Below are 26,251 nucleotides of genomic sequence, written 5' to 3'. Positions count from 1 at the left end.
CGCCGCCTCCCACGCGGTCGACGTCCGGAAGGCACGCGCCATCCGCCCTCGGACCGCCGGGGTCGACGCCGCGGCCAGCTCCTCGACGTGGTCGGTCGCACTCCGGCTCGCCGCCGCGAACGCCGGGTCGCCGTAGGCGCTGACCCAGTCGGCGAACGGGTGTCCCGCCGCCGGCTGCCGCAGCTGCTCACCGACCCACGCGTACACGCGGAAGCACGGCAACACGGCGGCGGCGAGCACGGCGTCCGAGTCCCGTGCCGCCGCGTCGAGGTGCGCCAGGTAGCCCGCACACGTCGGGTGCACCCCGCCGTCCGCCCGGGTGCCGCCCAGTCGACGGTGGTGCAGCGCCGCCGCCTCGTCCGCACACCCCGCCGCTGCCCGGGTCCAGAACGCGGCTGCGTCGCCCGTCGCACCTCGGCCGAGCGCCGCCAGGTGCCGCTCGTACGCCCGCAGGTAGTGCACGTCCTGCGCCAGGTACCCGGCGAACACGGCGTCCTCGAGCGTGCCGTCTCCGAGTGCCACCAGGAACGGGGAGCGGATCGTGGCGTCGAGCACCTCGTGCACGTCCCGCCACCACGCATCGGTCCACCGGACGACGGGCAGGGCTGCCCGCACGACGGCGCCGTGGTCGATCGGCCCGGCGCCCGCTCCGACGTGCAGGGTGTCCGCTCCGCGCAGTGCGTTGGTCAGCCAGTCCTTCGCGAGCCCCACCGCCACCTCCCAGTCGCCGTGCTGCGCGGCCAAGGTCGCGATCGCGCTGGACAGCGAGCAGCCCGTGCCGTGCGTGTTCGTCGTCGCGACCCGTGCGGCCCGGAACACCCGGACGCTGCCGTCGGGTGCCACGAGCACGTCGTCCGAGCTCGGCCCGTCCCCGTGCCCGCCCTTCGCCAGCACCAGGACGTCGAACGCGGCGGCCACCACGCGGGCGGCGGCCACGGGGTCTGCGTCCGGAGCCGACGGGTCCACGAGCCCCGTCAGCACCGCCAGCTCGGACCGGTTCGGCGTGACCAGGTCCGCGAGCGCGAACAGCTCCGTCACCGCGCGTTCGGCGTCGTGGTCGAGCAGCCGGTCACCGCTCGTGGCGACCATCACCGGGTCGACGACCACGACGGGTGGCCGGTGCGCACGGAGCCACTCGGCGACCTGCCGGACGACGGCGGTCGTGCCGAGCATCCCGATCTTCACGGCGTCCACGACCACGTCGTCCGACACCGCGTCCAGCTGGTCGCGCAGCACCTCGACGCCCGGCACGTGCACCGACCGCACGCCGCGCGTGTTCTGCGCGACCACCGCGGTCACGACCGCCATCCCGTACCCGTCGTGTGCGGCGATCGCCTTCAGGTCGGCCTGCAGTCCGGCGCCGCCGGTCGGGTCGGTCCCGGCGATGCTCAGCACGCGCACCGGCCCGCTCACCGCGCACCCCCGTCGGCCAGGAGGCCCGGCAGCCGTCCGACGCCCACCCGCCCGTCCGGCGCACGGCCGGGTCCGGCACCGCGCCACGCCGACACGAACGCCGCCGCAGCAGCGCCCGGGTCGGCGGCCGCGCAGATGCCCGACACCACGGCGACACCGGCAGCGCCGGCTGCCCGGAGTGGGGCGACGTCGTCGAGCGTCACGCCGCCGATCGCCACGCAGGGCAGCTCCGCCCGGTCGGCGATGCCGGCGAACCCGGCGATCCCGAGCGCCGGCGGGTGGTCGGGCTTGCTCGCCGTGGGGTGCACGACACCGACCCCGAGCAGGTCGACCGTGCCGCGGGGCAGCCGGTCCAGCGCTGTGAGGTGCTCCGGGGTGTTCGCGGTCAGGCCGACCAGCGTCTCCGGGCCGAGCAGGGCACGCGCTGCGGTGACGGGCACGTCCGACTGCCCGAGGTGCACGCCGGCGACGCGGTGCCCCGCGTGCCGCGCGGCCAGCACCACGTCGAGTCGGTCGTCGACCACCACCCGCGCGGTGTCGCCGACCGCGTCCGCCACGGCGGCCGTCAGCGCCAGCAGGTCCCGCGCGCTCGCGTCCTTGTCCCGCACCTGCACGATCCGAACACCCGCGCGGACGGCAGCCCGGACCACGGCGAGCACCCCGTGTCCGTGCCGGTCGCACAGCGTGCCGTCGGTCACCAGGTACACGCCGACGTCCCACGGTTCGTCGGTCCACGCCCCGGTCACGCCGTCGACTCCTCGGTGACCCGGGCGTGCCGGACGACGTCCTCGGGTGTCAGCGCGGCCAACCGGTCGAGGAACAGCGGCTGGAAGGTCCCCGGACCGGCGGCGTCCCGTGCGGCGAGTTCGGCTGCAACGGTGTGCACCGTCGTTCCGGCCACCGCGGCGGCGACCGCATCGCCGTCGGTCACCGCCGTGAACGCGGCGATCACCGCGCCGAGGGCGCACCCGCCACCGGTGATCCGCGTGAGCAGGTCGGTGCCGTTCCCGACCCGGACCAGCGTGCCGGGGCCGCCGGGTGCCCCGGGGCCGACCACCAGGTCGACGGGACCCGAAACAGCCACCGCGCCCACGGTCCTCCCGGCCGCGGCGACCGCCGATCCGCGCGCGTCCTCGGTACCCGCCGTGCTGTCGACCCCGCGCCCACCGGCCGACGTCCCGAGCAGGGCGAGCACCTCGGACGCGTTGCCACGCAGCACCGTCGGTCGGAGCGCGAGGAGCTCGCGCGCCAGGGCCGTCCGGACCGGCAGCGACCCGACGGCCACCGGGTCCAGGACCCACGGCGTCCCGGCAGTCGTGGCCGCCCTGGCGGCCTCGACCGACGCGGCACGCGGCTCGGCGTGCGGTGTGCCGGTGTTGACCAGCAGGGCGTCGGCGATCCCGGCGAACGGTCCGGCCTCGGTCGGCACGTCGACCATCGCGGCCGAGGCGCCGAGTGCCAGCAGCACGTTCGCGGTGACGTTCTGCACCACCGTGTTCGTGATGCACTGCACCAGGGGACTCCGGGCACGGACGGCCTCGAGCAGTTCGGCGGTGTGCGCAGCCCGTGCGGGCGCAGCGTTCTCCATGGACGATCCCTTCGCGAGTACGAGCTCGAGCAGGTTCGACGGGTGTGATCTCAGCCGCTGGATGCGGCACCCCGTGTCTCTGGGCAGCACCGTACACGACGCCGAGCGACGCATCACGGCCGCGTGCGAGGAGCGTGTGGAAGGGTGGACACGTGCCCGACGTCCTGCCCCCTGGTCCGCCACCCGGTCCCCGCGATCCCGGCGACGCCTGGGCGTACGGACCCGACGGCACCAAGGCGTGGGGACTGTTCGGAGCCGCCGGCCTGCTGGTCGACGACGGCGCCGGCCGCGTGCTGCTGCAGCACCGTGTCGAGTGGAGCCACCACGGCGGCACGTGGGGGATCCCCGGCGGTGCTCGCCACCAGCACGAGGACGCCGTCACCGGAGCGCTCCGCGAGTCCGCGGAAGAAGCGGGGGTGCCCGACGGCGGCGTCGACCTGCGCCACACGGCCGTGCTCGACCTGGGGTTCTGGACCTACACGACCGTCGTCGGCCGCGCTGCCCGTCCGTTCGAGCCCGTCATCGCCGACCGCGAGAGCCTGGCGCTGTCGTGGGTCCCGGTCGCCGAGGTCGACGACCTGCCCCTGCACCCGGGCTTCGGCGCATCGTGGCCGGCTCTCCGCGCGGTGATCGACGTCACCCCGCACGTGGTCGTCGACGCGGCGAACGTCGTCGGCAGCGTGCCCGACGGCTGGTGGAAGGACCGTGCCGGCGCGGCCACCCGGCTGCTCGACGGGGTGACGGCGCTCGCCGCCTCGGGGCTCCCCGCCGCCGCGCTCGGACTCGGGTTCGACCGGTGGTGGCCGCGCTGGTCCGTGGTGCTCGAGGGTGCTGCACGCGACGCCGACGCCTCCGACGACCGGCCGGACACCGTCGCGGTCGTCCGTGCCGACGGCTCCGGGGACGACGCCGTCGTCGAGACGGCCGCCGCAGCCGTGGCCGCGGGGGCCGCACCGGTCGTCGTGGTGACCGCCGACCGGGGTCTGCGGGCCCGGGTGAGCGCGCTGGGCGACCAGGTCGTGGTCCACGGGCCGAGCTGGTTGCGCGAGCAGCGGTAGCGCGGGCCGTCCGAGCGAGCTGGCAGAGCGCACGAGCGGCTGGAGCGTGGGTGCCGCGACGGCCTTGTCCGATCACGGATGGATCGCGACATCGGTGGCACCGAGCCGCTACGCTGACCGACACGTCAGCAGCACGTCAATGACGACGACCGCGACAGGAGGGCTCTCATGGAGCGCATCACCAGGGCAGCGGACCGCGTGCACCGGCCGGCCGGACCGTGGACCCCCACCGTGCACCGCCTGCTCGGGCACCTGCACGAGCAGGGCTTCGTCGCGGCACCGGAACCCATCGCCCTCGGCGACACCCTCGAGACCGTGTCGTTCGTCCCCGGCGTCGCGGGCGAGTACCCGTGGACCGAGGACATCGCCAGCGAGGCCGCGCTCGTCACCAGCGCCCGGCTGCTCCGGCACTACCACGACGCCGCCGCCACGTTCCCGCTCGACGATGCGGTGGACGTCTGGTCGCAGTCCGCGCGGTCGCCCGTCGAGACCGTCGTGCACGGGGACTTCGCGCCCTACAACTGCGTGTACGACGGCATCCAGGCCGTCGGCGTCATCGACTTCGACACGGCGCACCCCGGCCCCCGGGTGTGGGACGTCGCCAGTGCGGTCTACCGGTTCGCGCCCTTCACCACCGGGGTGGTCGAGGGCAGCACCGCGCCGTCGCTCGACGAACGCCTGGCCCGCGCGGCGGAGTTCTGCGGCGCGTACGGGCTCGACGCCGAGTCCCGCGCCCGGCTCGCGCCGACGATGGTGGCCTCGATCGTGGCACTCGTGACCACGCTGGAGTCCGAGGCCGCCGCCGGCAACCCGAAGTTCGTCAGCGACCTGCAGCACGGACACGCCGAGCTGTACCGCGCCGACGTCGCCTACCTCGACGAGCACGCCGACGCGATCACCCGCGCGGTCGCCTGAGCACGAGCACGAGCACGGCATGAGCACCGCAACCGACGGCTCTGTCCCCGTGCCCCCGACCGCCGTCCAGCTGCGTGCGATGCGCCTGGCCGCCCAGCACGTCGGGCACCGGGGCGGGACACCGCTCGACGTCGTGCAGCACCTGCACGCGCTGCAGGGGCAGGACCTCGGCCAGTCCCTGTGGGCCGTCGGCGCACGCGCCCTCGGCATGACGCGCGCCGACGTCCGTGCCGCGCTCGACCGGGGCGACTTCGTCCGGTCGTGGCCGATGCGCGGGACCCTGCACGTCCTGCACGCCGACACGCTGCGGACGATCCTGTCGCTGACCGCCGAGCGGACCCTGCGCGGACTGACCCGGCGGGCGCGCGAGCTGGAGATCGACGACGCGCTGGTCGGGCGGGCCCGTGACGCCACGATCGCCATGCTGCAGGGCGGGAGGTCCCTCGGTCGCGACGACGTCTTCGCCCGCTGGCGCGACGCGGGCATCGACCCCGCGGGCCAGCGCGGGTACCACCTGCTGCTGCACCTGTCGCAGCAGGGACTCGTCGCGTGGGGACCGACCGGCCGCGTGGGACAGGAGCTCGTCCTGCTGGACGAGTGGGCACCCGCCACCGAGCCCGTGCCCGACCACGACGAGGCACTCCGCCGCACACTGGTCGGGTACCTGCGGGGCCGCGGGCCGGCGACCGAGTCCGACGCCGCGCACTGGACGAAGCTGCCGCGCGGCGACCTCCGCCGGGCCCGGGCCGCAGCAGGCGACACGATCGAGGACCTCGGCGGCGGACTCCTCGCGCTCGCCGACCGCCCTGAGCCAGACCCAGCGCAGCTGACCCGCGCGCACCTGCTGCCCGGCTTCGACGAGTACCTGCTCGGGTACGCCGACCGCACGGGCCACCTGGCCCCCGAGCACGCGCACCGGGTCGTCCCCGGCGCCAACGGCATGTTCCTGGCGATGGTCGTGCACCGCGGACAGGTCGTCGGCACCTGGCGCACCACCGAACGCACCCGCGACGTCCGCATCACCGTGACGCCGTTCGCCGCACTGTCCGGCGCGGCCACCCGTGCCGTCGAGGCCGCCGCCGGCCACGTCGGACGGTTCCTCGACCTGCCCGTGGTGCTGCAGGTCCTGGACCCGGCCACCTGACGGTCCGCACCGCTCCCGCAGCGTCGGTGGGACCTCCAGGCAGTCCGCAGCGCGCATGCGGCTGGTCCATACGAACGGTCGGGTACTGTGCCAGGGCCATGACCGACAGCCCGGCCGACGCCACCCCGTACGAAGTCCTCGGCGTCGCCGCGACCGCCGACGACGAGGAACTCCGTCGCGCCTACCGCCGCGCCGCGCGCGAGACGCACCCCGACCTGGGCGGGGACGCCGTCCGGTTCCGCCGCGTCCAGATCGCGTGGGAACGCGTCGGCACCCCCGCCGCCCGGCGCGCCTACGACACGGGGTCCCGCCCCACGTCCGCCCCGACGGCACCGTCCGGCGGATCGGACTGGAGGACCGGCACGGCCCGCGACGCCTACGCACCACCCACGGCACGTCGCGACTCCCGCCCCCGGGCCCGGTCCCACGGACACCCCGGCGGTCGGTCGCGCGAGGTGTTCCTGGCCGCGGAACGCGAGTGGGTCGGCCTCGGCGACCCGATCGACGACCCGTACGACCCGTCGCTCATCCGCTCCGCGCCCCGGTTCATCCGCCGGCTGCTGGGCGAGGCGCTCGCCGAAGAGGCGACCGCGTCGATCGTCGCCGACATGGGCATCGGCGTGACCGTCTGGCACGACCTGGACGCCGGGGCCGAGGGCAAGCTCGACCACGTCGTGCTCATGCCGAGCGGGCTCTGGGCGCTCGAGTCCATCGACTGGGGCGGCCCGGTGCGCATCGAGCACGGCGAGGTCGTCGGCGAGACCCTCGAGCCGGGGGAGCGTCCCGTCAAGGAGCTCGTCCGCGCCGCTCGAGCCGTGCAGAAGCAGACCCGCGTGCGGTTCACCGGGCGGCTGCTGGTCGTGCCGGACTCGGCGGTCGACGTCGACGTGCAACTCGTCGGCCCGCAGCGCAAGCCCACCGCCTTCGTCGTGCGGCGGAGTGCGCTCGGGCAGGTGCTCAACGGGGTGTGGTCGCCCGAGGGTGCCGTCGACGTGTTCGAGGTCCGCGACCGGCTGCAGCAGACCGTCCGCTTCGTCTGACGGGTCGGGGAGCTGGCGGGTCGGGCGCTCAGTAGCCGCGGAGCTTCTCGAGGTCGCGGCGCTCCCGCTTGCTCGGTCGACCGGCGCCGCGCTCGCGCATCGGGACGAACCCGGCCTCTTCGGCGGGCAGCCGCGGGGGCGTCCGGTCGTCCAGGTGCTTCGCCGCCTCGGTCGCACCGACGCGTTTGAGGATGATGCTCTTCACGACGACGATCCGGTCGAACCCGGCCTGTCGCACGCGGACCTCGTCCCCGGGGCCGACGGGCTGCGCGGGCTTCGCGCGTTCGCCGTTCACCTTGACGTGCCCGGCCTTGCACGCGGTCGTGGCGGCGGACCGGGTCTTCGTGATCCGGACCGCCCAGATCCATGCGTCCACCCGGGCCCTGTCCATGTCCCCACCCTAGGCGCGCCGTACCCTCGGGTGCATGGGTGCCGAGGCGCAGGACGTGATCGCACGGGGGCTCGCGCTCGAGCTGCTCGCGGCGGTGCAGATCGGCGAGCGGGTCGTCGTCCGGGCGCACGACGGCGACGGTGCGCGCGATGCCCTCGGGCAGGTCGCGGTGCGGACGGCGGACGCCGTCACGATCGACACCCGCCGGGGACCCGTGGTGGTGGCCCTGGCGGACGTCGTCGCCGCGAAGCGCGTGCCGCCGCCGCCGGCTCCGCGGACACGGGGGCGCTGAGACACCGCTGCACCGGCGCCGCACCGTGCGCGGGTCGGCACCGTGCGAGGTTGGTCGCCGGTGCGAGGTCGATCGGGTGGTGCGGGGAACGTTCCTCGCACGGGCCGGTCGACCTCGCACCAGCGCGCAGACCCGCACCGTGCGGGGGGTGGCACCGTGCGCGGCGCCAACCCGCCCGACCCCGGCGAGCCGCGACCGACCGGTGCACCCCGCCGTCGTAGCCTCGGCCCATGCCTGTCCCCGTCCCACTCGGCACCGAGGACCGCACCGCACGCCTCGCCCTGCGCCACCCGGACTCCTGGCAGCGCGAGGACACCGCCCAGGCCGACCTGCGCATCACCGGCGACGACGTCGTCCTGACGGTCCGCTCGCGGCCGAGCGACCGTGCGATCGGCGACGAAGCAGCGTCGCTGCTCGACCGGCTGCCGGGAGCCGTCGACGGGCTGCTGCTGGTCGGGTGCGACGTGTGGACCAGCGTCGGCGCGCCGGCACGGCTGGTCGAGTACGTCCGGCCGGACACCGGCGGTGACGACGAGGACGGCCACGGGGACATCGCCGGCGCCCACCTGCTCTTCGTGACCGGCCGGCACCGCGTCGACGTGACGGTCGAGCGCCCCCTCGCCCGACTCCAGGCCACCGACGACGTCGTGTTCGCCGTCCTCGAGTCCGTCCGGGCGACCGGGCCCGTCACCGCCCGCGACACCCGCGAGCTCGAGGCACTGCCCGTCCCACCCGCACCCACCGAGCTCGCCGGGCCCCGCATCGGCGACGAGGCCCTCGCGACCCTGCAGAGCATGGCCGGCAAGCGCTGGAGCCCGACGCTGTTGCGGTCGGCCGGGGGCCGCGAGCTCGTCGAGGCGGGCCTGGTCGGCCGCTTCGGGACGCTCCCCGCGACCACGCAGGCGCTGCTGGAGCCGTGGAGCGACGACCAGGCACCGACCACGCTCGAACAGCACCTGCCCGACGGGCGCGTGACGCGCCTCCAGGCCTGGTCCGGAACGGTGGTCGACACACCGGACGACCGCGGCTCGGTCCTCGCGCAGCTGTCGGCCGAGCGCGTGCTGCAGACCGCGGCCGGGAGGCTCGGTGTCGGTCCGGCATGGACCTTCCCGTTCCGCACGGGGGCGCTGCGGGCCGACCTGGTCGACCGGCGCCTGGCCGGTGGCGACGACGCACCCGACCTGCCGGCGGAGGTGGCCGAGGCCGACCCGCGGCTGGCACGGTTCTGGGCCGCACCGTGGACGGTGTCGTACCTGCGCCGTCCGGGGAAGCCGCGGCCGGTCACGATCGTCCGGGCCGAGGGCATCGGGTTCGCGCGCGTCGGACGCACGGAAGCCGGCGCCACCGCGTTCGGAGCGGAGTCGCCGGCCAACGTGTACCGGTCGCTGGTGCGGGCGTTCCTGCCCGCTGCTTCCTAGACGGCGGGTCCCGCCGTGAGCGTCACCGTGGTGGTGGTCGATGCGCCGGTGGTGTTGGTGTAACCCACCTGCACCTTGTCACCCACGGACTTGGACTGGATGACCTGGGTCAGCTGGTCCGCGCTCGTGATCGCCGTGCCGTCGATCGAGGTGATCGTGTCGCCGGCCACGAGCCCCGCGTTCGCCGCGCCGGACTCGGCGATGGTGCCGGCCACCGCGACGCCACCGCTGGTCGCCGTGCCGCTGACCTGCACGCCCAGGAACGCGGGCAGGCCGATCGTGATCGTGCCACCGGCCTGGCCGTCGAGGATCTTGTCCGCGATGGACTTCGCCGTCGCGATCGGGATCGCGTAGCCGGTGACGTCCGCCGAGCCCGACGACGCCGCGGTCGCCATGCCGACGACCTCGCCCTCGGAGTCGAGCACCGGACCGCCCGAGTCGCCGGACACGACGTCAGCCGCGAGCTCCATCAGGCCGGTCAGCGACTCGGTGCCCGTGCCGGACTCGCTCTGCACCTGGATGTCCTGGTCGGTCGCGGTGACGCTGCCCTCGGCCGCCACCAGGTTCCCCGTGCCCTCGGCGTTGCCGACGTCGGTGATCGTGTCGCCGGTCTTCGCGCCGCCGTCGTCGTCGAGCGACACGGTCGACAGGCCCGAGGCACCCTCGAGCTTCAGCACGGCGACGTCGTTGGTGGCGTCGGCGCCGACCACGTCGGCCTTGTACTCCTTGCCGGTCGTCTCGTCGGTCACCGTGATGCTCGTCGCGCCCTGGATGACGTGGTTGTTCGTCAGGATCGTGCCGTCGCTGGTCAGGACCATGCCGGTGCCTGCCGCCTGCGACGAGGCGTCGTAGTTCAGCACCGTGTTGATCGTGACGACGCCCTTCTTCTGCGCTGCGGTCGCTGCGGTCGCGGGGCTCTGCGTGCTCGTGCCGGAGCTGCCGTCGCTGCTGCCGCTCCCGCTGCCGTCACCGGGCACCGTGAAGCCGTTCGTCCCGCTGCCGTCCGATCCGGTGCCGCTGCCCGAGCCCGTGCCGGGCAGGGTCGTGGTGCCCTGCGACTGGCTCGAGGTGGTCTGCGTGCCGTGCGACGACAGGCCGAGGGCCGTACCGCCGGCAGCGCCGACGATCGCCAGTGCGGCGATGCCCGAGCCGATCATCAGGCCCAGGCGACGCTTCTTCGTGCCGGGCTGCGTGCCGAACGCGCCGCTCCAGCCCTGCGGGGCGTGCGCGCCGCCGTACGGTGCGCCGGCGTGCTCGCCGTGCTGCGCCGCGTGGGCCCAGGTGTGTGTGCCGGCCAGCGCCGGGCTGCCGATCAGGTACGGGCCGCGGCCGTCGGCAGCGTAGGCGTACGGGCCGGAACCATCGGGAGCGTAGAGGTACGGACCGGAGCCGTCGAAGGCGTAGGCGGGGCGGAGCGTCGACGCGTCCGCGTGCGGGGCCTCCCACGTGGAGCGGGGTGCGGCGTCCTGTGCGTCGATCGGCGTGGTGCCCGGTTCGGCGTCGGGGTTCGGGGTCTCGTTCATCGGTGCTCTCCGGTCGCTCTCGACGTCCCGGTCGGGCGTCGATGGGTACGAGTACAGGCCTCGAACCCATGACGGAGCTATGAACGGGCCCTGCGCCTGCTCATGACTCGCTCGGCGATCACCGAACGGGTGTCCACGTTAGGGTTGCCTCACCCCTCATGCGTTCCCCGTCGCCTGCGCCACCGGCGCCCAGTTCCGTGCCACGACTCGTCGGCGCGACCGTCCTCGCGGTCGTCGTCCTCGGGGTCGCGGTGGCGTTGAGCATCGCGTTCGGGTCACGGCCGATCCCGCTCGGCACGGTGTTCGACGCAGTCCTGCACCCCGGCCGGAACGACGAGGTCGGGCTCATCGTCATCGGCAACCGCATCCCGCGCACCGTCGTCGGGTTGCTCGCCGGGGCGGCCCTCGGCGTCGCCGGAGCCGTCATGCAGGGCGTGACGCGGAACCCGCTCGCCGACCCGAGCATCCTCGGCATCAACTCGGGCGCAGCCCTGGCCGTGGTCACCGGCATCGCGGTGTTCGGCATCAGCGGGACCGCCGCCTACCTGCCCTTCGCGTTCGCCGGCGCCGGGCTGGCGGCGCTGCTGGTCTACGGCATCGCTGCCGTCGCCCGGCGCGGGCTCACCCCCGTCGGGCTCGCCCTGTCCGGAGCGGTCGTCGCCGCGGCCCTGGCCTCGGTCACGACCGCGGTCCTCGTGACGAGCCAGAGCCTGCTCGACCAGCTGCGCTTCTGGCAGGTCGGCGCGCTGGCGGGCGGTGACCTGGGCACCGCCGGCGTCGTCACCGTCCCGGTGCTCGTCGGGCTCGTCCTGGCGATCGCACTCGGTCGCTCGCTCAACACGCTGGCACTCGGGGACGAGCTCGCGGCCTCGCTCGGGCAGCGGGTCGTGCTGGTCCGCGCCGTCGGGGGACTCGTCACCGTGCTGCTCGCCGGGTCGGCCGTCGCCGCTGCGGGGCCCATCGCCTTCATCGGCCTGGCGGTGCCCCATGCCGTCCGTCGCCTGAGCGGCCCCGACAACCGCTGGACGATCCTGCTGTCGGCGGTCGTCGCACCGGCGCTGCTGCTCGTCGCCGACGTCATCGGCCGGGTCGTGGCGTACCCGGGGGAGCTGCAGGTCGGCATCGTGACCGCGCTCCTCGGCGCGCCGGTGTTCATCGCGCTCGTGCGGTCCAAGGCGGTGCGCGGACTGTGAGGACGCGCACGGTCGGCGTCCGGCGAGAACTCGTGGTGCTCGGAGCGCTGCTCGTGGTGCTCGTCGCGCTGGTCCTGGTCGGACTGGGCGTCGGCGAGATCCCGCTCGCGCCCACCCAGGTCGTCGCGGCGCTGGTGGGACACGGCGACACGGTGTCGGACTTCGTGATCGGCCAGCTCCGCGGTCCCCGGACCCTGGCGGCACTGCTGGTCGGTGCGTGCCTGGGCGTCGCGGGGGCGATCGTGCAGAGCGTGGTCCGCAACCCGATCGCGAGCCCGGACGTCATCGGCATCACCTCGGGCGCCAGCGCGTCCGGACTGACGGCCATCGTGCTGTTCGGGGCGTCCGGCACCAGCCTGTTCGCGACCGTCGTCGTCGGTGCGCTCGTGGTCTCGGCCGTGATCGCCGCACTCGCCTGGCGTCGCGGCATCACCGGCAACCGGGTCGTCCTGGTCGGCATCGGTGTCGCGGCGATGTGCCTCAGCGTGACGGGGTGGCTGCTGACGAGCGGTTCCGTGCAACAGGCCGGCACCGCGTTGCTCTGGCTGTCCGGCAGCCTGAACGCCGTGGACCGCGGGGTCGTCGGACTGCTCGGCATCGCGTTCGTGGTGCTCGTCGCGGCGGCGCTGCTGCAGTCACCCCGTCTGGGCATCCTGACGCTCGGGGACGAGGTCGCGGCCTCGCTCGGGCTCCGGCCGGACCGCGCCAAGGTCCTGCTCCTGCTGACCGCGGTGTGCCTGACGGCCGGCGCGGTCGCCACCGCCGGACCGGTGTCGTTCGTCGCGCTGATGGCCGCCCCGATCGCGCGGCGGCTGGTGGGCGGTGGCCGCGTCGCGCTGGCGCCCGCAGCGGTGGTCGGTGCCGTGGTCGTCCTGGCGAGCGACCTGATCGGCCAGTTCGCGATCCCGGGCACCGCGCTGCCGGTGGGCGTCGTGACCGGTGTCGTGGGCGCGCCGTACCTGCTCTGGCTGCTGGCCCGGGGCCGCTGACCGGACCTGGCGCCGGGCCGGGGCCTGCGGTGCGGGCCGGCACCGGGCCTCCCGTCCGAAGGCCGGGGCCTGCGGTGCGGGCCGGCACAGAACCTGTCGCCCGAAGGCCGGCGCTTGCGGTGCGGGCCGGCACCGAGCACGTCGCCCGACCGGTCACGACACCCCGAGCGCACCAGGTCGACCGGTCGGTTCCTGTCGCTCGCCGGACCGTCGGCCGACGATCCGTGACCATTCGGCGGTCATGAGCGGGGTGTCGTGACCGGTCGTGAGGGGTGGGGCGACGCGACGCATCACGGACGGGCACCCTCGCTGGGCGGTGGTGCACCGAGCGAGCGTGCTGTCCGCCATGCGGAGGACACGGCGTGTCCGCTCGTCGCGGACAGGTCGTGTCACCCGTCCACGGGGCTCTCGACGCGCCCCGCGTTTCCGATACGCTTGGACGCCAAGAGGAGGAGGTCCACCGATGCCAGATCCAGTGGTCCCGCAGCCCGAGGGACAGAACACCCCGGAGCAGCGGCTGGTCGACACGACGCTGACCTTCAGCATGGAACTCGGAGCGGCCCTGACGCCCGAGTCCGGTGTCTCGCCCGAAGAACGCGACGCGATCAACGCGCTGCCGTCCGGTTCTGCACTGCTCGTCGTGCGCCGTGGCCCCAACGTCGGGGCCCGGTTCCTGCTCGACTCCGACGTCACGACAGCCGGTCGGCACCCCGACGCCGACATCTTCCTCGATGACGTCACGGTGTCGCGCAAGCACGCCCAGTTCCTGCGGCAGGGCACGACGTTCACCGTCAAGGACAACGGCTCACTCAACGGCACCTACTTCGACGGGGAGCGCATCGACGAAGCGGTGCTCGCCGACGGGTCCGAGGTGCAGGTCGGCAAGTTCCGCCTGACCTTCTACGCCTCCCGCGTCGACCTGGCGCGCCTGGCGAACGCGTAGTGGCTGCGCGCTCGGCCGCAGTACGGTCGGGTTCGCCAGCCGCGGACCTGCTGACGATCGGACAGGTCCTCGCCCGTCTCAAGCCCGAGTTCCCCGAGCTGTCCAACTCGAAGCTCCGGTTCCTCGAGGAGCGCGAGCTCGTCACGCCGGTCCGCACCGCCAGCGGCTACCGCAAGTTCTCGCCGGCCGATGTCGAGCGCCTGCGGGTCGTCCTCGGGTTGCAGCGCGACCACTACCTGCCACTCAAGGTCATCAAGGAGTACCTCGCCGACCTCGACGCCGGTCGTGAGCCCGTGCTGCCCGGCGGCGGAGACGGCCCCAGGCCCTCGATCCTGGGTGGCGAGAAGCGGTACACACGCGACGACCTGGTCCGTGCGGCGGGCGCGTCGCCGATGCTGCTGGCCGATGCCGTCTCGGCGTCCCTGCTGCCGGCGTCCGACACCTTCGGCGAAGACGCCGTCGTCGTGCTCAAGGCCCTCGTCGAACTGCAGCGCACCGGCATCGAGCCGCGTCACCTGCGCACGTTCCGCACCACTGCGGAACGCGAGGTCGGGCTCATCGAGTCGGCGCTCATGCCCGTCTCGCGCCGTGGCGACGCCACCTCGAAGGCCAAGGCGCTCGAAGCTGCGCGCGAGATCGCCGGGCACCTCGAGGTGATCCGGTCCAACCTGATCCGGGCCGCCATCGGTCGGATGGACGGATGAGTCGCGGCATCGCGTGCGCCCGGGCCGGTCGTCCCGGGGCTGGCTCACTGTCCCCGGCTGGGCGTATCCTCGACACGCCGGACGCGCCGAGTCGGATGTCCCGCGCCGGAGCCGTCCGAGTCGCTACCGTGGACCTCGGCACAACTCTCAACCCGTCGTTGAAGCTTCGGGTGAGGGCTCGATCGTCCTGGAAGGCAGTCCAATGAGTGGGGTAGTTCTATGAGCGACAGTGGCACCCCCGGTACCCCGTCGGACATGACGCGGTACGACCTCGGTCTGCTCTTCACCGACGGCCTGCCGGAACACGACGAACAGAACGGCTACCGCGGCACCGTCGCCGCCAAGGCCGCCGGCATCAGCTACCGCCAGCTCGACTACTGGGCTCGCACCGAGCTCGTCGAGCCCACGATCCGCGGCGCTGCGGGCTCCGGCTCGCAGCGGCTCTACGGATTCCGCGACATCCTCGTGCTCAAGCTCGTGAAGCGCCTGCTCGACACCGGCATCTCGCTGCAGCAGATCCGCACCGCGGTGAACCAGCTGCGCGAGTCGGGCGTGTCGGACCTTGCACAGACCACGCTGATGTCGGACGGCGCGTCCGTGTACCTCTGCACCTCGGACGACGAGGTCATCGACCTGGTCTCCCGCGGGCAGGGCGTGTTCGGCATCGCCGTGGGCAAGGTCCTGCGCGAGGTCGAGTCCTCGTTGGTCGAGCTCGACGCCACGCCGGCGGCCGACCCCGCCGACGAGCTCGCAGCGCGCCGCGCCACACGCGCTTCCTGATCCCACGCGGGCGATCCGGCACGTTCCGTGTGCGCGGTGCCGTCGTGTCGTGCGTCGAGGCTCCAGCACTGCTGCATCTGGAGCGTCCGGAGCCGGCGTCGGTGCGGCCGCCGCAGAACTGAACGGCGCGTGTTGCACCGTCGAGGTGCGATCGCGTGCGCGGGAGTCGTGCTGACCAAGTCGGAGCAATGTCGACGCGTGCGCATGGGTGCTGCGCCGGACCGAGTGGTCACGACACCCCGGGTGCGCGGCGTCGAGTGGTCGGAGTTCGTCGCTGATCCGGCCGCCAGCCGACGCTCTGTGACCAGTCGGCGGACGTGAGCGGGGTGTCGTGACCGGTCGGGGACGGCGGGTCTGGCGGGCGTGCCGATCTGCCGGGTCAGGCGGGGGTGCCGTCCGCGCCGTGTGCGGGCGTGCCGATCTGCCGGGTCTGGCGGGCGTGCCGTCGGCGCCGTGTGGGTGCGTGCCGATCTGTCGGGTCAGGCGGGGGTGCCGTCCGCGTACGGGCCGATCTTGCCCGTACGCATGACGCGCTCGAGCAGCTGGTCGAAGTTGCGCGCCATCTCCTGCGCGGACTCGCCGGGCCACACGTGCAGGGGCTTGGCGGCGCCCTGGGCCTGCTGCAGCGAGGTGCGCTCCGGCAGCTGCGGCGAGAGCACGAGCGGGCCGAACATGTCGCGGAGTTCCTTGATCCGGAACTGGTGTTCGAGGGACTGCACGCGCGCCCGGTTGACGATGATGCCGAGGGGCTGCAGGCGGGGGGAGAGTCCGCGACGGATCTCCTCGATCGCGCGCAGGGCACGGTCGGCGGCCGCGACGGAGAACAGTCCCGGTTCGGTGACGACGGTCACGCGGTCGGAGGCTGCCCAGGCGGTGCGGGTGAGCGCGTTCAGCGACGGCGCACAGTCGATCAGGACGAGTTCGTAGTCCTGCTCGACGTTGGCGAGTGCCTCTTCGAGCTTCCAGATGTCGCGGATGGAGGGGTGCGGTCCGTCGAAGTTGATCGCGGAGGGCGAGCCGACCAGGACGTCGATCTTGCCCTGGGAGCCCTTGGTCCAGCCGGAGGGCGCGATGGCCTGCCGGACGATCTTCTCCTTCGGGTTCTCGAGCACGTCGGCCACGTTGAGGTGACCGGCGATGTTGATGTCGAGGCCGGTGGAGACGTCGGACTGGGGGTCGAGATCGACGACCAGCGTTCGCAGGCCCTTGGCGAACGCGGCCGAGGTCAGACCGAGTGTGACCGTCGTCTTGCCGACACCGCCCTTGAGAGAGCTCACGCTGAGTACATGCACGTTGAGCAACGTTACCGCCACTAAGGTTGTCCCACCTGACCCAGCGCTGAAAGGGCCCGCGTGTTCCGCAAGATCCTGGTCGCCAACCGTGGCGAGATCGCGATCCGTGCCTTCCGCGCGGCGGTCGAACTCGGCGCTCGCACCGTCGCCGTCTACCCCTACGAAGACCGGAACTCCCTGCACCGCCTCAAGGCGGACGAGGCCTACCTGATCGGCGAGCGCGGGCACCCGGTGCGCGCGTACCTCGACGTCGCCGAGATCGTCCGCGTGGCGCGCGAGTCCGGCGCGGACGCGATCTACCCGGGCTACGGCTTCCTGTCCGAGAACCCGGACCTGGCCGCGGCAGCCGAAGCAGCCGGCATCACCTTCATCGGCCCCGGGCAGCACGTGCTCGAGATGGCGGGCAACAAGGTCACGGCGAAGCAGCACGCTGTCGCGGCGGGGGTCCCGGTGCTGGCGAGCACCCCGGCCAGTCGCGACGTCGACGAACTCATCGCGGGCGCGGACGCCGTCGGGTTCCCGGTGTTCGCGAAGGCGGTCGCGGGCGGTGGCGGTCGTGGCATGCGCCGGGTCGAGACGGCGGACGAGCTCCGTCCCGCGCTCGAAGCAGCGATGCGCGAGGCCGACAGTGCCTTCGGCGACCCGACGATGTTCCTCGAACAGGCGGTGTTGCGTCCCCGGCACATCGAGGTGCAGATCCTGGCCGACGCCACGGGTGACGACGCCGGCACCATCCACCTGTTCGAGCGTGACTGCTCGGTCCAGCGCCGCAACCAGAAGGTCGTGGAGATCGCGCCGGCGCCGAACCTGGACCCCGCGGTCGCTGCCGCCCTGCACCGCGACGCCGTCGCGTTCGCGCGGTCGATCGGCTACGTGAACGCCGGTACCGTCGAGTTCCTGCTCGACACGGTCGGCGAGCGTGCCGGCCAGCACGTGTTCATCGAGATGAACCCCCGCATCCAGGTCGAGCACACCGTCACCGAAGAGGTGACCGACGTCGACCTGGTGCAGTCACAGATGCGCATCGCCGCGGGGGAGACCCTGGGTGACCTGGGGCTGACGCAGGACCGCGTCGCCGTGCACGGTGCCGCACTGCAGACCCGCATCACGACCGAGGACCCGACGCAGGGGTTCCGACCGGACACCGGTCGCATCACGACCTACCGCAGCCCGGGTGGCGCGGGCGTCCGGCTCGACGGCGGCACGGTCGCCACGGGCGCGCAGATCAGCCCGCACTTCGACTCGATGCTGGCGAAGATGACGTGCCGCGGCCGTGACTTCACGACCGCGGTCGGTCGGGCCAAGCGGGCCCTGGCGGAGTTCCGGATCCGCGGGGTCAGCACGAACATCCCGTTCCTGCAGGCCGTGCTCGAGGACCCGGACTTCGCCCGCGGCGACGTGTCGACGGCGTTCATCGAGGAACGCCCGCAGCTGTTCAGCGGGCACGTGTCCAAGGACCGCGGCACCAAGGTCGTCAACTGGCTGGCGGACGTCACGGTGAACAAGCCGAACGGCGAGCGTGGGGCGCAGATCGTCGACCCCGCGCTGAAGCTCCCGCACGTCGACCTGGGAACGCCGCCGCCCGCCGGGCAGCGGCAGCGGCTGCTCGAGCTCGGCCCGACGGCGTGGGCAGCGGCCCTCCGTGCGCAGACTCCGCTCGCCGTCACCGAGACCACCATGCGCGACGCGCACCAGTCGCTCCTGGCCACGCGGGTCCGCAGCAAGGACCTGATCGCCGTCGCGCCGCACGTCGCCCGCCTGACCCCCGAGCTGCTCAGCATGGAGGCCTGGGGCGGTGCGACCTACGACGTCGCCCTCCGGTTCCTGGGCGAGGACCCCTGGGAGCGTCTGGTCTCGCTGCGCGAAGCGATGCCGAACATCCCGATCCAGATGCTGCTGCGCGGCCGGAACACCGTCGGGTACACGCCGTACCCGACCGAGGTGACGGACGCCTTCGTGGCAGAAGCAGCGGCGACCGGTGTGGACGTGTTCCGGGTGTTCGACGCCCTGAACGACGTCAGCCAGCTGCGCCCTGCGCTCGAGGCCGTGCTCGCGACGGGCACCGCCGTCGCCGAGGCCGCGCTCTGCTACTCCGGCGACCTGCTCGACCCCGCCGAGGACCTCTACACGCTCGACTACTACCTGCGCCTGGCCGAGCAGATGGTGGAGGCGGGGGCCCACGTCATCGGCATCAAGGACATGGCGGGGCTGCTGCGTGCCGGAGCGGCCGAGCGGCTCGTCGCCGCCCTGCGGGAGCGCTTCGACCAGCCCGTCCACGTGCACACGCACGACACCGCCGGCGGCCAGCTCGCGACGCTGCTGGCCGCCGCCCGGGCGGGTGCGGACGCGGTCGACGTGGCCGCCGCGCCGATGGCCGGCACGACGAGTCAGCCGAGCATGTCGGCCCTGGTCGCGGCGCTCGCCCACACCGAGCGCGACACCGGTCTGTCCCTGGCGGCCGTCGGCGACCTCGAGCCCTACTGGGAAGCCGTGCGTCGGGCGTACGCGCCGTTCGAGTCCGGTCTCGGCGGCCCGACCGGTCGTGTCTACAAACACGAGATCCCGGGCGGGCAGCTGTCGAACCTCCGGCAGCAGGCGATCGCACTCGGGCTCGGCGACCGCTTCGAGCAGGTCGAGGACTGGTACGCCGAGGCGAACCGGATCCTCGGGCGTCCGACCAAGGTCACCCCGTCCTCGAAGGTCGTCGGCGACCTCGCGCTGCAGCTGGCCGCGGTCGACGCCGACCCCGTGGACTTCGAGCAGAACCCGCAGAAGTACGACATCCCGGACTCGGTGATCGGCTTCATGGCGGGTGAACTCGGCGAACTCCCCGGCGGCTGGCCCGAGCCGTTCCGTTCGAAGGTCCTGGCCGGGCGCGACGTCACGCCGACGATCACGCCCGTGCCGGAGCACGAGCGGGCACACCTCACCGCGTCCGGGCCCGAGCGACGGCAGGCCCTGAACCGGCTGCTGTTCCCGGGGCCGACCGAGGCGTTCCAACGGGTCCGCGACGAGTACGGCGACCTGTCCCCGGTCCCGACCACCGACTACCTCTACGGCCTGCGCGCCGGTGAAGAGCACGTCGTGTCGCTCGGCAAGGGCGTGGACCTGTTCGTGGGGCTCGAGGCGATCGGAGAGGCCGACGGCCGCGGCATCCGCACCGTGATGGCGACCCTGAACGGGCAGCTCCGGCCGGTGGCCGTCCGCGACCGCTCGATCCACGTCGAGACGAAGGCCGCCGAGAAGGCGGACCGCTCCGACCCGAACCAGGTCGCGGCACCGTTCTCCGGTGTGGTGACGCTCAAGGTCGCCGTCGGTGACACCGTCGTGGCCGGGCAGGCCGTGGCGAGCATCGAGGCGATGAAGATGGAAGCGGCCATCACGGCTCCCGTTGCGGGGACCGTCGGCCGACTCGCGACCCCGGTGACCCAGCAGGTGGATGCCGGAGACCTCCTGGTGGTGCTGCAGTAACGTGACCGTCCGTCCCATCCGCCTGTTCGGCGACCCCGTCCTCCGTTCTCCCGCGGACCCGATCGCACCCGCTGCCCTCGGGTCACCCGGCATCCGCGACCTGGTGCAGGACCTCATCGACACCGTGCGCGAGCCCGGCCGCGCCGGTGTGGCCGCGCCGCAGATCGGTGTCGGGCTGCGCGCGTTCTCGTACAACGTCGACGGCGAGGTCGGCTACGTGCTGAACCCCGAGGTCGTCGAGGTCGGCGGTGAGCCCGAGTTGATGGACGAGGGCTGCCTGTCCGTCCCCGGTCTTGCCTACCCGACCAGCCGTCACCCGTACGCCAAGGTGCGTGGCGTGGACGTCGACGGCAACCCGGTCGAGGTCGAGGGCACCGGGCTGATGGCCGAGGCGCTGCAGCACGAGGTCGACCACCTCGACGGCACGGTCTACGTCATGACGCTCGCGCCGGAGACCCGCCGTCAGGCGCTCCGCGACATCCGCGAGCAGGACTGGTTCCACTGACCGTTCCGCTGCGGTTCACCGCACGATCGTGACACCCGGACGTGGGATTGTCGACATGTCCTGACGAAGCGGTACCGTATCCGGGTCGGACTCCCTGCCGACACGGTCACCCACACCCCAGGATTCACGATGGCCCCTCAGAACGACGAGCTCAGCTCGCACCGCACCCGTACCAACCGGCGCCCCGAGCCGGCCCCCGCGACGACGGCCGCGACGGCCGTCCTCGAGCCGACGGACGTGCCGGACCAGGCCGCAGCCGTCTGACGCAACCGACAGGAGGCCCGGCCCCGGTCCCGTGGACCGGCACCGGGCCACCAGTCAGGTGCGCGGCGGGCCGTGGCGGGCGCCGGCCCGCCCGCTCACCGCCGGCGTCGTCCCTGGACCACCGGCGTCGCGGTCGTCTGCACCTTCGACCCCGAGTAGATGTGCTCGACGTCAGCCGCGAAGTCGCGCATCACGACCGAGCGCTTGATCGTCAGCTTCGGGGTGAGGTGCCCGGACGCCTCGGTCAGGTCCGTGTCGAGGATCGTGAACGACCGCACGGACTCGGCGCGTGAGACCCGGCTGTTGGCGGTGTCGATCGCCTCTTGGACGGCAGCGTGCACGCGTTCGTCGTAGGCGGCCTCACGCGGGGAGAGCGCCGGGCTGATCCCGCGGGACGCGCACCAGCCGGGCAGCATGTCGCGGTCGAGGGTGACGAGCGCGGCGACGAACGGCTTGGCCTCGCCGACGACGACGACCTGGCCGATGAGCGGGTGCTCGCGGATGCCGTCCTCGAGCGGCGCGGGCGCGACGTTCTTGCCGCTCGCCGTGACGATCAGTTCCTTCGCGCGACCCGTGACGGCGAGGACCCCGTCGCCGTCGAGCCGGCCGAGGTCACCGGTCCGGAACCAGCCGTCGGCGAACGCGGTGTCGGTCGCCTCGGGGTTGTTCCAGTAGCGGTCGAACACGTCGACGCCGCGGATCAGGATCTCGTCGTCCTCGGCGATGCGCACCTCGACGCCCGGCAGTGCCCGCCCGACCGAGCCGATGCGCAGCTCGCCGGCGCGGTTCACGGTGGCGGGCGCGGTGGTCTCGGTCAGGCCGTAGCCCTCGAGGATCAGCACACCGATGGACCGGAAGAAGTGGGACAGGCGCGGGGACAGCGGTGCGGAGCCACTGATCGCGTACTGCACACGCCCACCGAGCGCGTCACGCAGCTTGCTGTAGACGAGCTTGTCGAACACCCGGAACCGCAGGCGCAGTGCGAGGGGGACCCGTCCGGTCGCCAGGGCCTCGGAGTGGGCGACGGCCGTGGCGGCGGCGGCGCGGAAGACCTTGCCCCGTCCACCCAGGTCGGCCTTCTGCTCGGCCGAGTTGTAGATCTTCTCGAACACGCGGGGGACCGCCAGCAGGAACGACGGCCGGAACGTGGACACCGCCTGCATCAGGTCCTTGGTGTCCGGCTCGTGGCCGACCAGCACGCCGGTGGAGATGCTCATCACGGCGATGAACCGCGCGAACACATGGGCGAGCGGGATGAACAGCAGGGTGGACGAGCCGTCGGCAACCACTTCGGGCATCGCCTCGGTCGCGCCCTCGACGGTCGCGGTGAAGTTGTCGTGCCGCAGGACACACCCCTTCGGGCGCCCCATCGTGCCCGAGGTGTAGATGATCGTGGCGTCGTCATGGCCGTGCACGGTGGCCGTCCGGGCGTCGAGTTCGTCGTCGGTGACGTCCTCGCCCAGGCGGGTCAGGTCGTCCAGCCCGCCGCCGTCGATGGTCCAGTGCTGGCCGAGGTGCGGCAGGTCGGGCGCGATCCCGGCGACCCGGCGTGCGTGCTCCTCTTGTTCGACGACGATCGCCACCGACTCGGAGTCCCCGAGGATCCACCGGACCTGGTCGGGCGAACTGGTCTCGTACACGGGGACCGACACCAGCCCGGCCGTCCACACGGCGAAGTCGACGAGCGTCCACTCCAGGCGGGTGCGGGACAGGATCGCCACGTGGGCGCCCGGCTCGAGCCCGGCGGCGACGAAGCCCTTCGCGATGCCGCGCACGCGGCGCTCGACCTCGGCGGCGGTGATCGTGGTCCAGGTGTCTCCGTGGCGTTCGGCCAGGATCGGCCGGTCGGGCGTCGCGCGGGCCCGGTCCGTCAGCAGTCGTGCTGCCGAGCCGTGGTCGGGGGCGACCGGCGCCGGGGCGGACGTCTGCGCCGTTGCCTTCGTCTTCGCCTCCGCCGAGGGTGACACGCTGGTGGGGACGGGTCGGTGATCGTTCACGGCAACTCCCTTGTCGACCGGTTCGATGACGAGTCCGCCTCAGATCGGCGGCTCTGATCCCAGCATAGGGGCGGATGTCGCACGTTCGATGAGGACGCAGCGAACCGGTAGGCTCGGTGCTCGTGCACGCCATCGGAATCGACATCGGGGGCACCAAGATCGCGGGAGCGGTCGTCACGGAACTGGGCGAGATCGTCGCCGAGGACCGCGTCGCCACGAACGCTGCGGACCCGGACGCCATGCTGGACGACGTCGTCGCGATGGTCTCGCGACTGCGCGACGCGAACGACGTCGGCGCGGTCGGTGTCGCCGCCCCGGGCTTCATCGACGCCTCGCAGTCGATCGTCTACTACACGCCGAACATCCGCTGGCGCAACGAGCCCCTGCGCCAGAAGCTGCAGCAGCGCCTCGGCGACCTGCACATCACGGTCGACAACGACGCGAACGCCGCCGGGTGGGCCGAGTTCCGCTTCGGCGCTGGTCGCCTGGTGTCGGACATGACCATGCTGACGATCGGCACCGGTGTCGGCGGCGCCATCGTGACCGAGGACCGCCTGTTCCGCGGCGGCTTCGGCACCGGCGGCGAGATCGGCCACCTGCGCATCGTCCCGAACGGCCTGCCGTGCGGCTGCGGTGCCCGCGGCTGCATCGAGCAGTACGGCTCCGGTCGTGCCCTGCAGCGCATGGCGAACGACGTCGCCGACGCGGGGGGCATCGGCGTCGCGCTGGCCCAGGCCCGCGACGACAACGGCGGCCAGCTCGACGGTGCGATCGTCGGCGAGCTGATCCTGGCCGACGACCCGGGTGCCCTGTCGGCGCTGCGGCGGCTCGGACGGCACCTCGGCGAGGCCTGCGCGTCGCTCTCCGCCGTGCTCGACCCGCAGCTCTTCGTGTTCGGCGGCGGCGTCGCGAGCGCGGGGGAACGCCTGCTCGAACCGATCCGCCAGGCGTACCTCAACAACCTGCCGGCCCGTGGGTACCACCCCGAGCCGGACTTCGTGATCGCCGAGCTCGTCAACGACGCCGGTGTCGTCGGCGCGGCCGACCTCGCACGGATCCACGCCCGGACCGCCTGACCCCCGGCGCCCGCCCACCCGCAACGGAGTCGACGATGCTCTACTGGCTGCTCAAGAACTTCCTGCTCGGCCCGCTCATCCTCACGCTGTTCCGGCCGTGGGTGGTGGGTCGTGAGCACGTGCCGACGTCCGGGCCGGTCATCTTCGCGTCGAACCACGTCTCGTTCATCGACTCGGTGATCCTGCCCGCGGTGCTCGACCGCCGGATGTCCTTCCTGGCCAAGAGCGACTACTTCACCGGCCGTGGGCTCAAGGGCTGGGCGACCAAGACCTTCTTCAACGCCATCGGCCAGCTGCCGATCGACCGCTCCGGTGGCAAGGCCTCCGAGGCATCGCTGCGCACCGGACTGCAGGTGCTGGCGCGCGGCGAGCAGCTCGGCATCTACCCCGAGGGCACCCGCAGCCCCGACGGCAAGCTCTACCGCGGTCGGACCGGCATCGCCCGGATGATCCTCGAGGGCCGGGTCGTCGTGGTCCCCGTCGCGATGGTCGGCACGCGTGAGGTCCAGCAGATCGGGCAGCGCTTCCCGAAGTTCAAACGTGTCGGCGTCGTCTTCGGCAAGCCGCTCGACTTCTCGCGCTTCCAGGGCTTCGAGACCGACCGCTTCATCCTGCGGAGCGTCACGGACGAGATCATGCACGAGCTCGCCGGTCTGAGCCGCCAGGAGTACGAGGACGTCTACGCGACGAGTGTCAAGGAGCGCGCCAGCACGGCCCGCGAGCAGGTCATGCGAGAGCGCCGCAGCACCCCTGCACGGTAGGGTGGGACGGCTCCGGCACCCTGCCGGGCCACCGCCAGCGAGAGAACACCGAGGTACCGCCTTGTCCGAGTCGACCGACTTCGTCGCCCTGCAGGAACCGGACGCGATCGACGGTCTCGACTACTGGCGCACGCTCCCCATCAAGCAGCAGCCGACGTGGCCGGACCAGGCAGCGGCCGAAGCCGCCTCGGCCGAGCTCGCCACGCTGCCGCCGCTCGTCTTCGCGGGCGAGGTCGACCAGCTGCGCGACCGGCTCGCCGCCGCGGCCCAGGGCAAGGCCTTCCTGCTGCAGGGCGGTGACTGCGCCGAGACCTTCGCGGGCGCCACGGCCGACTCCATCCGCGACCGCGTCAAGACGATCCTGCAGATGGCCGTCGTGCTGACGTACGGCGCGTCGATGCCCGTCATCAAGATGGGCCGCATGGCCGGGCAGTTCGCCAAGCCGCGCTCGAGCGACTTCGAGACCCGCGGCGACGTCACGCTGCCGGCGTACCGCGGCGACATCGTGAACGGGTACGACTTCACGCCGGAGAGCCGCCAGGCCGACCCCCGCCGGCTCGTGCAGGGCTACCACACGGCCGCGTCGACGCTCAACCTGGTCCGTGCCTTCACGCAGGGCGGGTTCGCCGACCTGCGGCAGGTGCACTCGTGGAACAAGGGCTTCGCGTCGAACCCGGCCAACGCCCGGTACGAGCACCTCGCCCAGGAGATCGACCGCGCGATCCGGTTCATGGGTGCGTGCGGCGCCGACTTCGACCAGCTCAAGCACGTCGAGTTCTTCGCCTCGCACGAGGGACTGCTGATGGACTACGAGCGCCCGATGACCCGCATCGACTCGCGCTCCGGTCTGGCCTACGACACCTCCGGGCACTTCATCTGGATCGGGGAGCGCACCCGCGACCTCGACGGCGCGCACGTCGACTTCCTGTCGCGGGTCCGCAACCCCATCGGCGTCAAGCTCGGCCCGACCACCACGGTCGCCGACATGGAAGCCCTGATCGAGAAGCTCGACCCGAACCGCGAGCCGGGTCGTCTGACGTTCATCACCCGCATGGGTGCCGGACGGATCCGCGACGAGCTCCCCAAGCTGCTGCAGGCCATCAAGGGCATGGAGGCCAACCCGCTGTGGGTGACCGACCCCATGCACGGCAACGGCCTGACCACCCCGACGGGCTACAAGACGCGCCGCTTCGACGACGTCGTGGACGAGGTCCTCGGCTTCTTCGAGGTCCACCGCGAGGCCGGCACCTACCCGGGCGGCATCCACGTCGAGCTCACGGGCGACGACGTCACCGAGTGCCTGGGCGGCTCGGAGCAGATCGACGAGGCCACCCTCGCCACCCGCTACGAGTCCCTGTGCGACCCGCGGCTCAACCACATGCAGTCGCTGGAACTCGCGTTCCTCGTGGCAGAGGAACTGGGCGCGCACCCGTACCCCGCGCGCTGACGCACGCATCCTGCGGACAAGAGGCCCGGTGCCAGCTGGCACCGGGC

Annotated in this window: 23 protein-coding genes, 1 pseudogene and 1 riboswitch; of the genes and pseudogenes, 17 read left to right on the top strand and 7 right to left on the bottom strand. The window is 72.9% G+C overall.

Translation table 11 applies throughout. The features are described 5' to 3' along the window. Positions 1-39: 39 nt before the first annotated feature. The 3 genes and pseudogenes from thiD to thiM all read right to left on the bottom strand — a co-directional run. Positions 40-1,395 (bottom strand): annotated as a pseudogene (thiD, locus tag MT346_RS14270) (bifunctional hydroxymethylpyrimidine kinase/phosphomethylpyrimidine kinase); the annotation flags it as partial. A 14-nt stretch (positions 1,396-1,409) separates the two neighbouring features. Then, positions 1,410-2,159, bottom strand: coding sequence for a thiamine phosphate synthase (thiE, locus tag MT346_RS14265; protein WP_243563756.1), 750 nt, complete (start codon positions 2,157-2,159; stop codon positions 1,410-1,412). After that, on the bottom strand, positions 2,156-3,001 hold the full coding sequence (gene thiM / locus MT346_RS14260) for a hydroxyethylthiazole kinase (protein ID WP_243563755.1): 846 nt from the start codon (positions 2,999-3,001) through the stop codon (positions 2,156-2,158). The genes thiE and thiM overlap by 4 nt, the downstream gene beginning before the upstream one ends. Continuing rightward, a riboswitch (TPP riboswitch) is annotated at positions 2,990-3,085 on the bottom strand. It overlaps the preceding gene by 12 nt. Positions 3,086-3,153: 68 nt before the next feature. On the opposite strand from thiM, the gene MT346_RS14255 reads away from it, so the two are divergent. The 4 genes from MT346_RS14255 (at position 3,154) to MT346_RS14240 (ending at position 7,158) form a co-directional block, all read left to right on the top strand. Next, positions 3,154-4,059: an NUDIX domain-containing protein gene (locus MT346_RS14255; RefSeq protein WP_243563754.1), complete on the top strand. Its 906-nt coding sequence runs from the start codon at positions 3,154-3,156 to the stop codon at positions 4,057-4,059. 168 nt (positions 4,060-4,227) lie between these two features. Beyond that, complete coding sequence (locus MT346_RS14250; RefSeq protein ID WP_243563753.1) at positions 4,228-4,974, top strand: phosphotransferase enzyme family protein; 747 nt, start codon at positions 4,228-4,230, stop codon at positions 4,972-4,974. Positions 4,975-4,993: 19 nt separating this feature from the next. After that, on the top strand, positions 4,994-6,118 hold the full coding sequence (locus MT346_RS14245; RefSeq protein ID WP_243563751.1) for a winged helix DNA-binding domain-containing protein: 1,125 nt from the start codon (positions 4,994-4,996) through the stop codon (positions 6,116-6,118). A 98-nt stretch (positions 6,119-6,216) separates the two neighbouring features. Next, on the top strand, positions 6,217-7,158 hold the full coding sequence (locus tag MT346_RS14240; protein ID WP_243563750.1) for a DnaJ domain-containing protein: 942 nt from the start codon (positions 6,217-6,219) through the stop codon (positions 7,156-7,158). Between the two features lie 28 nt (positions 7,159-7,186). On the opposite strand, the gene MT346_RS14235 is transcribed toward MT346_RS14240, so the two are convergent. After that, positions 7,187-7,549, bottom strand: a complete 363-nt coding sequence (locus MT346_RS14235) for an RNA-binding S4 domain-containing protein (protein ID WP_243563748.1) — start codon at positions 7,547-7,549, stop codon at positions 7,187-7,189. Between the two features lie 34 nt (positions 7,550-7,583). Between MT346_RS14235 and MT346_RS14230 the strand changes: the two genes are divergently transcribed. Then, on the top strand, positions 7,584-7,841 hold the full coding sequence (locus MT346_RS14230; protein WP_243563746.1) for a hypothetical protein: 258 nt from the start codon (positions 7,584-7,586) through the stop codon (positions 7,839-7,841). A 230-nt stretch (positions 7,842-8,071) separates the two neighbouring features. Then, entirely contained in the window at positions 8,072-9,259 is a 1,188-nt protein-coding gene (locus MT346_RS14225; RefSeq protein ID WP_243563744.1) for a hypothetical protein, read from the top strand. Here the strand turns inward: MT346_RS14225 and MT346_RS14220 are convergent. Then, positions 9,256-10,782, bottom strand: coding sequence for a S1C family serine protease (locus MT346_RS14220; RefSeq protein WP_243563743.1), 1,527 nt, complete (start codon positions 10,780-10,782; stop codon positions 9,256-9,258). The genes MT346_RS14225 and MT346_RS14220 overlap by 4 nt on opposite strands. 158 nt (positions 10,783-10,940) lie before the next feature. Here MT346_RS14220 and MT346_RS14215 point away from each other — a divergent pair, with 158 nt between their 5' ends. The 5 genes from MT346_RS14215 to MT346_RS14195 all read left to right on the top strand — a co-directional run bounded on the left by MT346_RS14215 (position 10,941) and on the right by MT346_RS14195 (position 15,391). After that, complete coding sequence (locus MT346_RS14215; RefSeq protein ID WP_279397085.1) at positions 10,941-11,975, top strand: iron chelate uptake ABC transporter family permease subunit; 1,035 nt, start codon at positions 10,941-10,943, stop codon at positions 11,973-11,975. Continuing rightward, on the top strand, positions 11,972-12,964 hold the full coding sequence (locus tag MT346_RS14210; protein WP_243563741.1) for an iron chelate uptake ABC transporter family permease subunit: 993 nt from the start codon (positions 11,972-11,974) through the stop codon (positions 12,962-12,964). The genes MT346_RS14215 and MT346_RS14210 overlap by 4 nt, the downstream gene beginning before the upstream one ends. A gap of 463 nt (positions 12,965-13,427) precedes the next feature. Beyond that, the gene (locus tag MT346_RS14205; protein ID WP_243563740.1) at positions 13,428-13,907 is read left to right on the top strand and encodes an FHA domain-containing protein; all 480 of its coding nucleotides are present in this window, start codon (positions 13,428-13,430) and stop codon (positions 13,905-13,907) included. Beyond that, positions 13,907-14,611 (top strand): MerR family transcriptional regulator, encoded by a 705-nt coding sequence (locus tag MT346_RS14200; protein WP_243563739.1) that lies wholly within the window; start codon positions 13,907-13,909, stop codon positions 14,609-14,611. Before MT346_RS14205 ends, MT346_RS14200 begins: the two co-directional genes overlap by 1 nt. 219 nt (positions 14,612-14,830) lie before the next feature. Continuing rightward, entirely contained in the window at positions 14,831-15,391 is a 561-nt protein-coding gene (locus MT346_RS14195) for a MerR family transcriptional regulator (RefSeq protein ID WP_243563738.1), read from the top strand. A gap of 479 nt (positions 15,392-15,870) precedes the next feature. Here MT346_RS14195 and MT346_RS14190 read toward each other — a convergent pair whose 3' ends face one another. Beyond that, positions 15,871-16,683, bottom strand: coding sequence for a ParA family protein (locus MT346_RS14190; protein WP_243563737.1), 813 nt, complete (start codon positions 16,681-16,683; stop codon positions 15,871-15,873). 60 nt (positions 16,684-16,743) lie between these two features. On the opposite strand from MT346_RS14190, the gene MT346_RS14185 reads away from it, so the two are divergent. The 3 genes from MT346_RS14185 to MT346_RS18165 all read left to right on the top strand — a co-directional run bounded on the left by MT346_RS14185 (position 16,744) and on the right by MT346_RS18165 (position 20,923). Next, on the top strand, positions 16,744-20,154 hold the full coding sequence (locus tag MT346_RS14185; protein ID WP_243563736.1) for a pyruvate carboxylase: 3,411 nt from the start codon (positions 16,744-16,746) through the stop codon (positions 20,152-20,154). Position 20,155: 1 nt separating this feature from the next. After that, entirely contained in the window at positions 20,156-20,659 is a 504-nt protein-coding gene (locus tag MT346_RS14180) for a peptide deformylase (protein WP_243563735.1), read from the top strand. 129 nt (positions 20,660-20,788) lie between these two features. Beyond that, positions 20,789-20,923 carry a hypothetical protein gene (locus MT346_RS18165; protein ID WP_279397084.1) on the top strand — a complete coding sequence of 45 codons (135 nt, stop codon included), beginning with the start codon at positions 20,789-20,791 and terminating at the stop codon, positions 20,921-20,923. 95 nt (positions 20,924-21,018) lie between these two features. Here MT346_RS18165 and MT346_RS14175 read toward each other — a convergent pair whose 3' ends face one another. Then, a complete protein-coding gene (locus MT346_RS14175; RefSeq protein ID WP_243563734.1) occupies positions 21,019-22,920 on the bottom strand; it encodes a long-chain fatty acid--CoA ligase in 1,902 nt (633 codons plus the stop codon). 122 nt (positions 22,921-23,042) lie between these two features. On the opposite strand from MT346_RS14175, the gene MT346_RS14170 reads away from it, so the two are divergent. From MT346_RS14170 to MT346_RS14160, 3 genes are all read left to right on the top strand, one after another. Further along, on the top strand, positions 23,043-23,996 hold the full coding sequence (locus tag MT346_RS14170; RefSeq protein ID WP_243563733.1) for an ROK family glucokinase: 954 nt from the start codon (positions 23,043-23,045) through the stop codon (positions 23,994-23,996). Between the two features lie 35 nt (positions 23,997-24,031). Then, on the top strand, positions 24,032-24,757 hold the full coding sequence (locus MT346_RS14165; RefSeq protein ID WP_243563732.1) for a 1-acyl-sn-glycerol-3-phosphate acyltransferase: 726 nt from the start codon (positions 24,032-24,034) through the stop codon (positions 24,755-24,757). A gap of 61 nt (positions 24,758-24,818) precedes the next feature. Continuing rightward, complete coding sequence (locus MT346_RS14160; RefSeq protein WP_243563731.1) at positions 24,819-26,204, top strand: class II 3-deoxy-7-phosphoheptulonate synthase; 1,386 nt, start codon at positions 24,819-24,821, stop codon at positions 26,202-26,204. Positions 26,205-26,251: the final 47 nt, after the last annotated feature.

It is taken from the genome of Curtobacterium sp. VKM Ac-2922 (assembly GCF_022815645.1).
GTDB lineage: Bacteria > Actinomycetota > Actinomycetes > Actinomycetales > Microbacteriaceae > Curtobacterium.
Note: the sequence above shows the minus strand (reverse complement) of the source record. Positions and strands in the feature narration are given on the sequence as shown.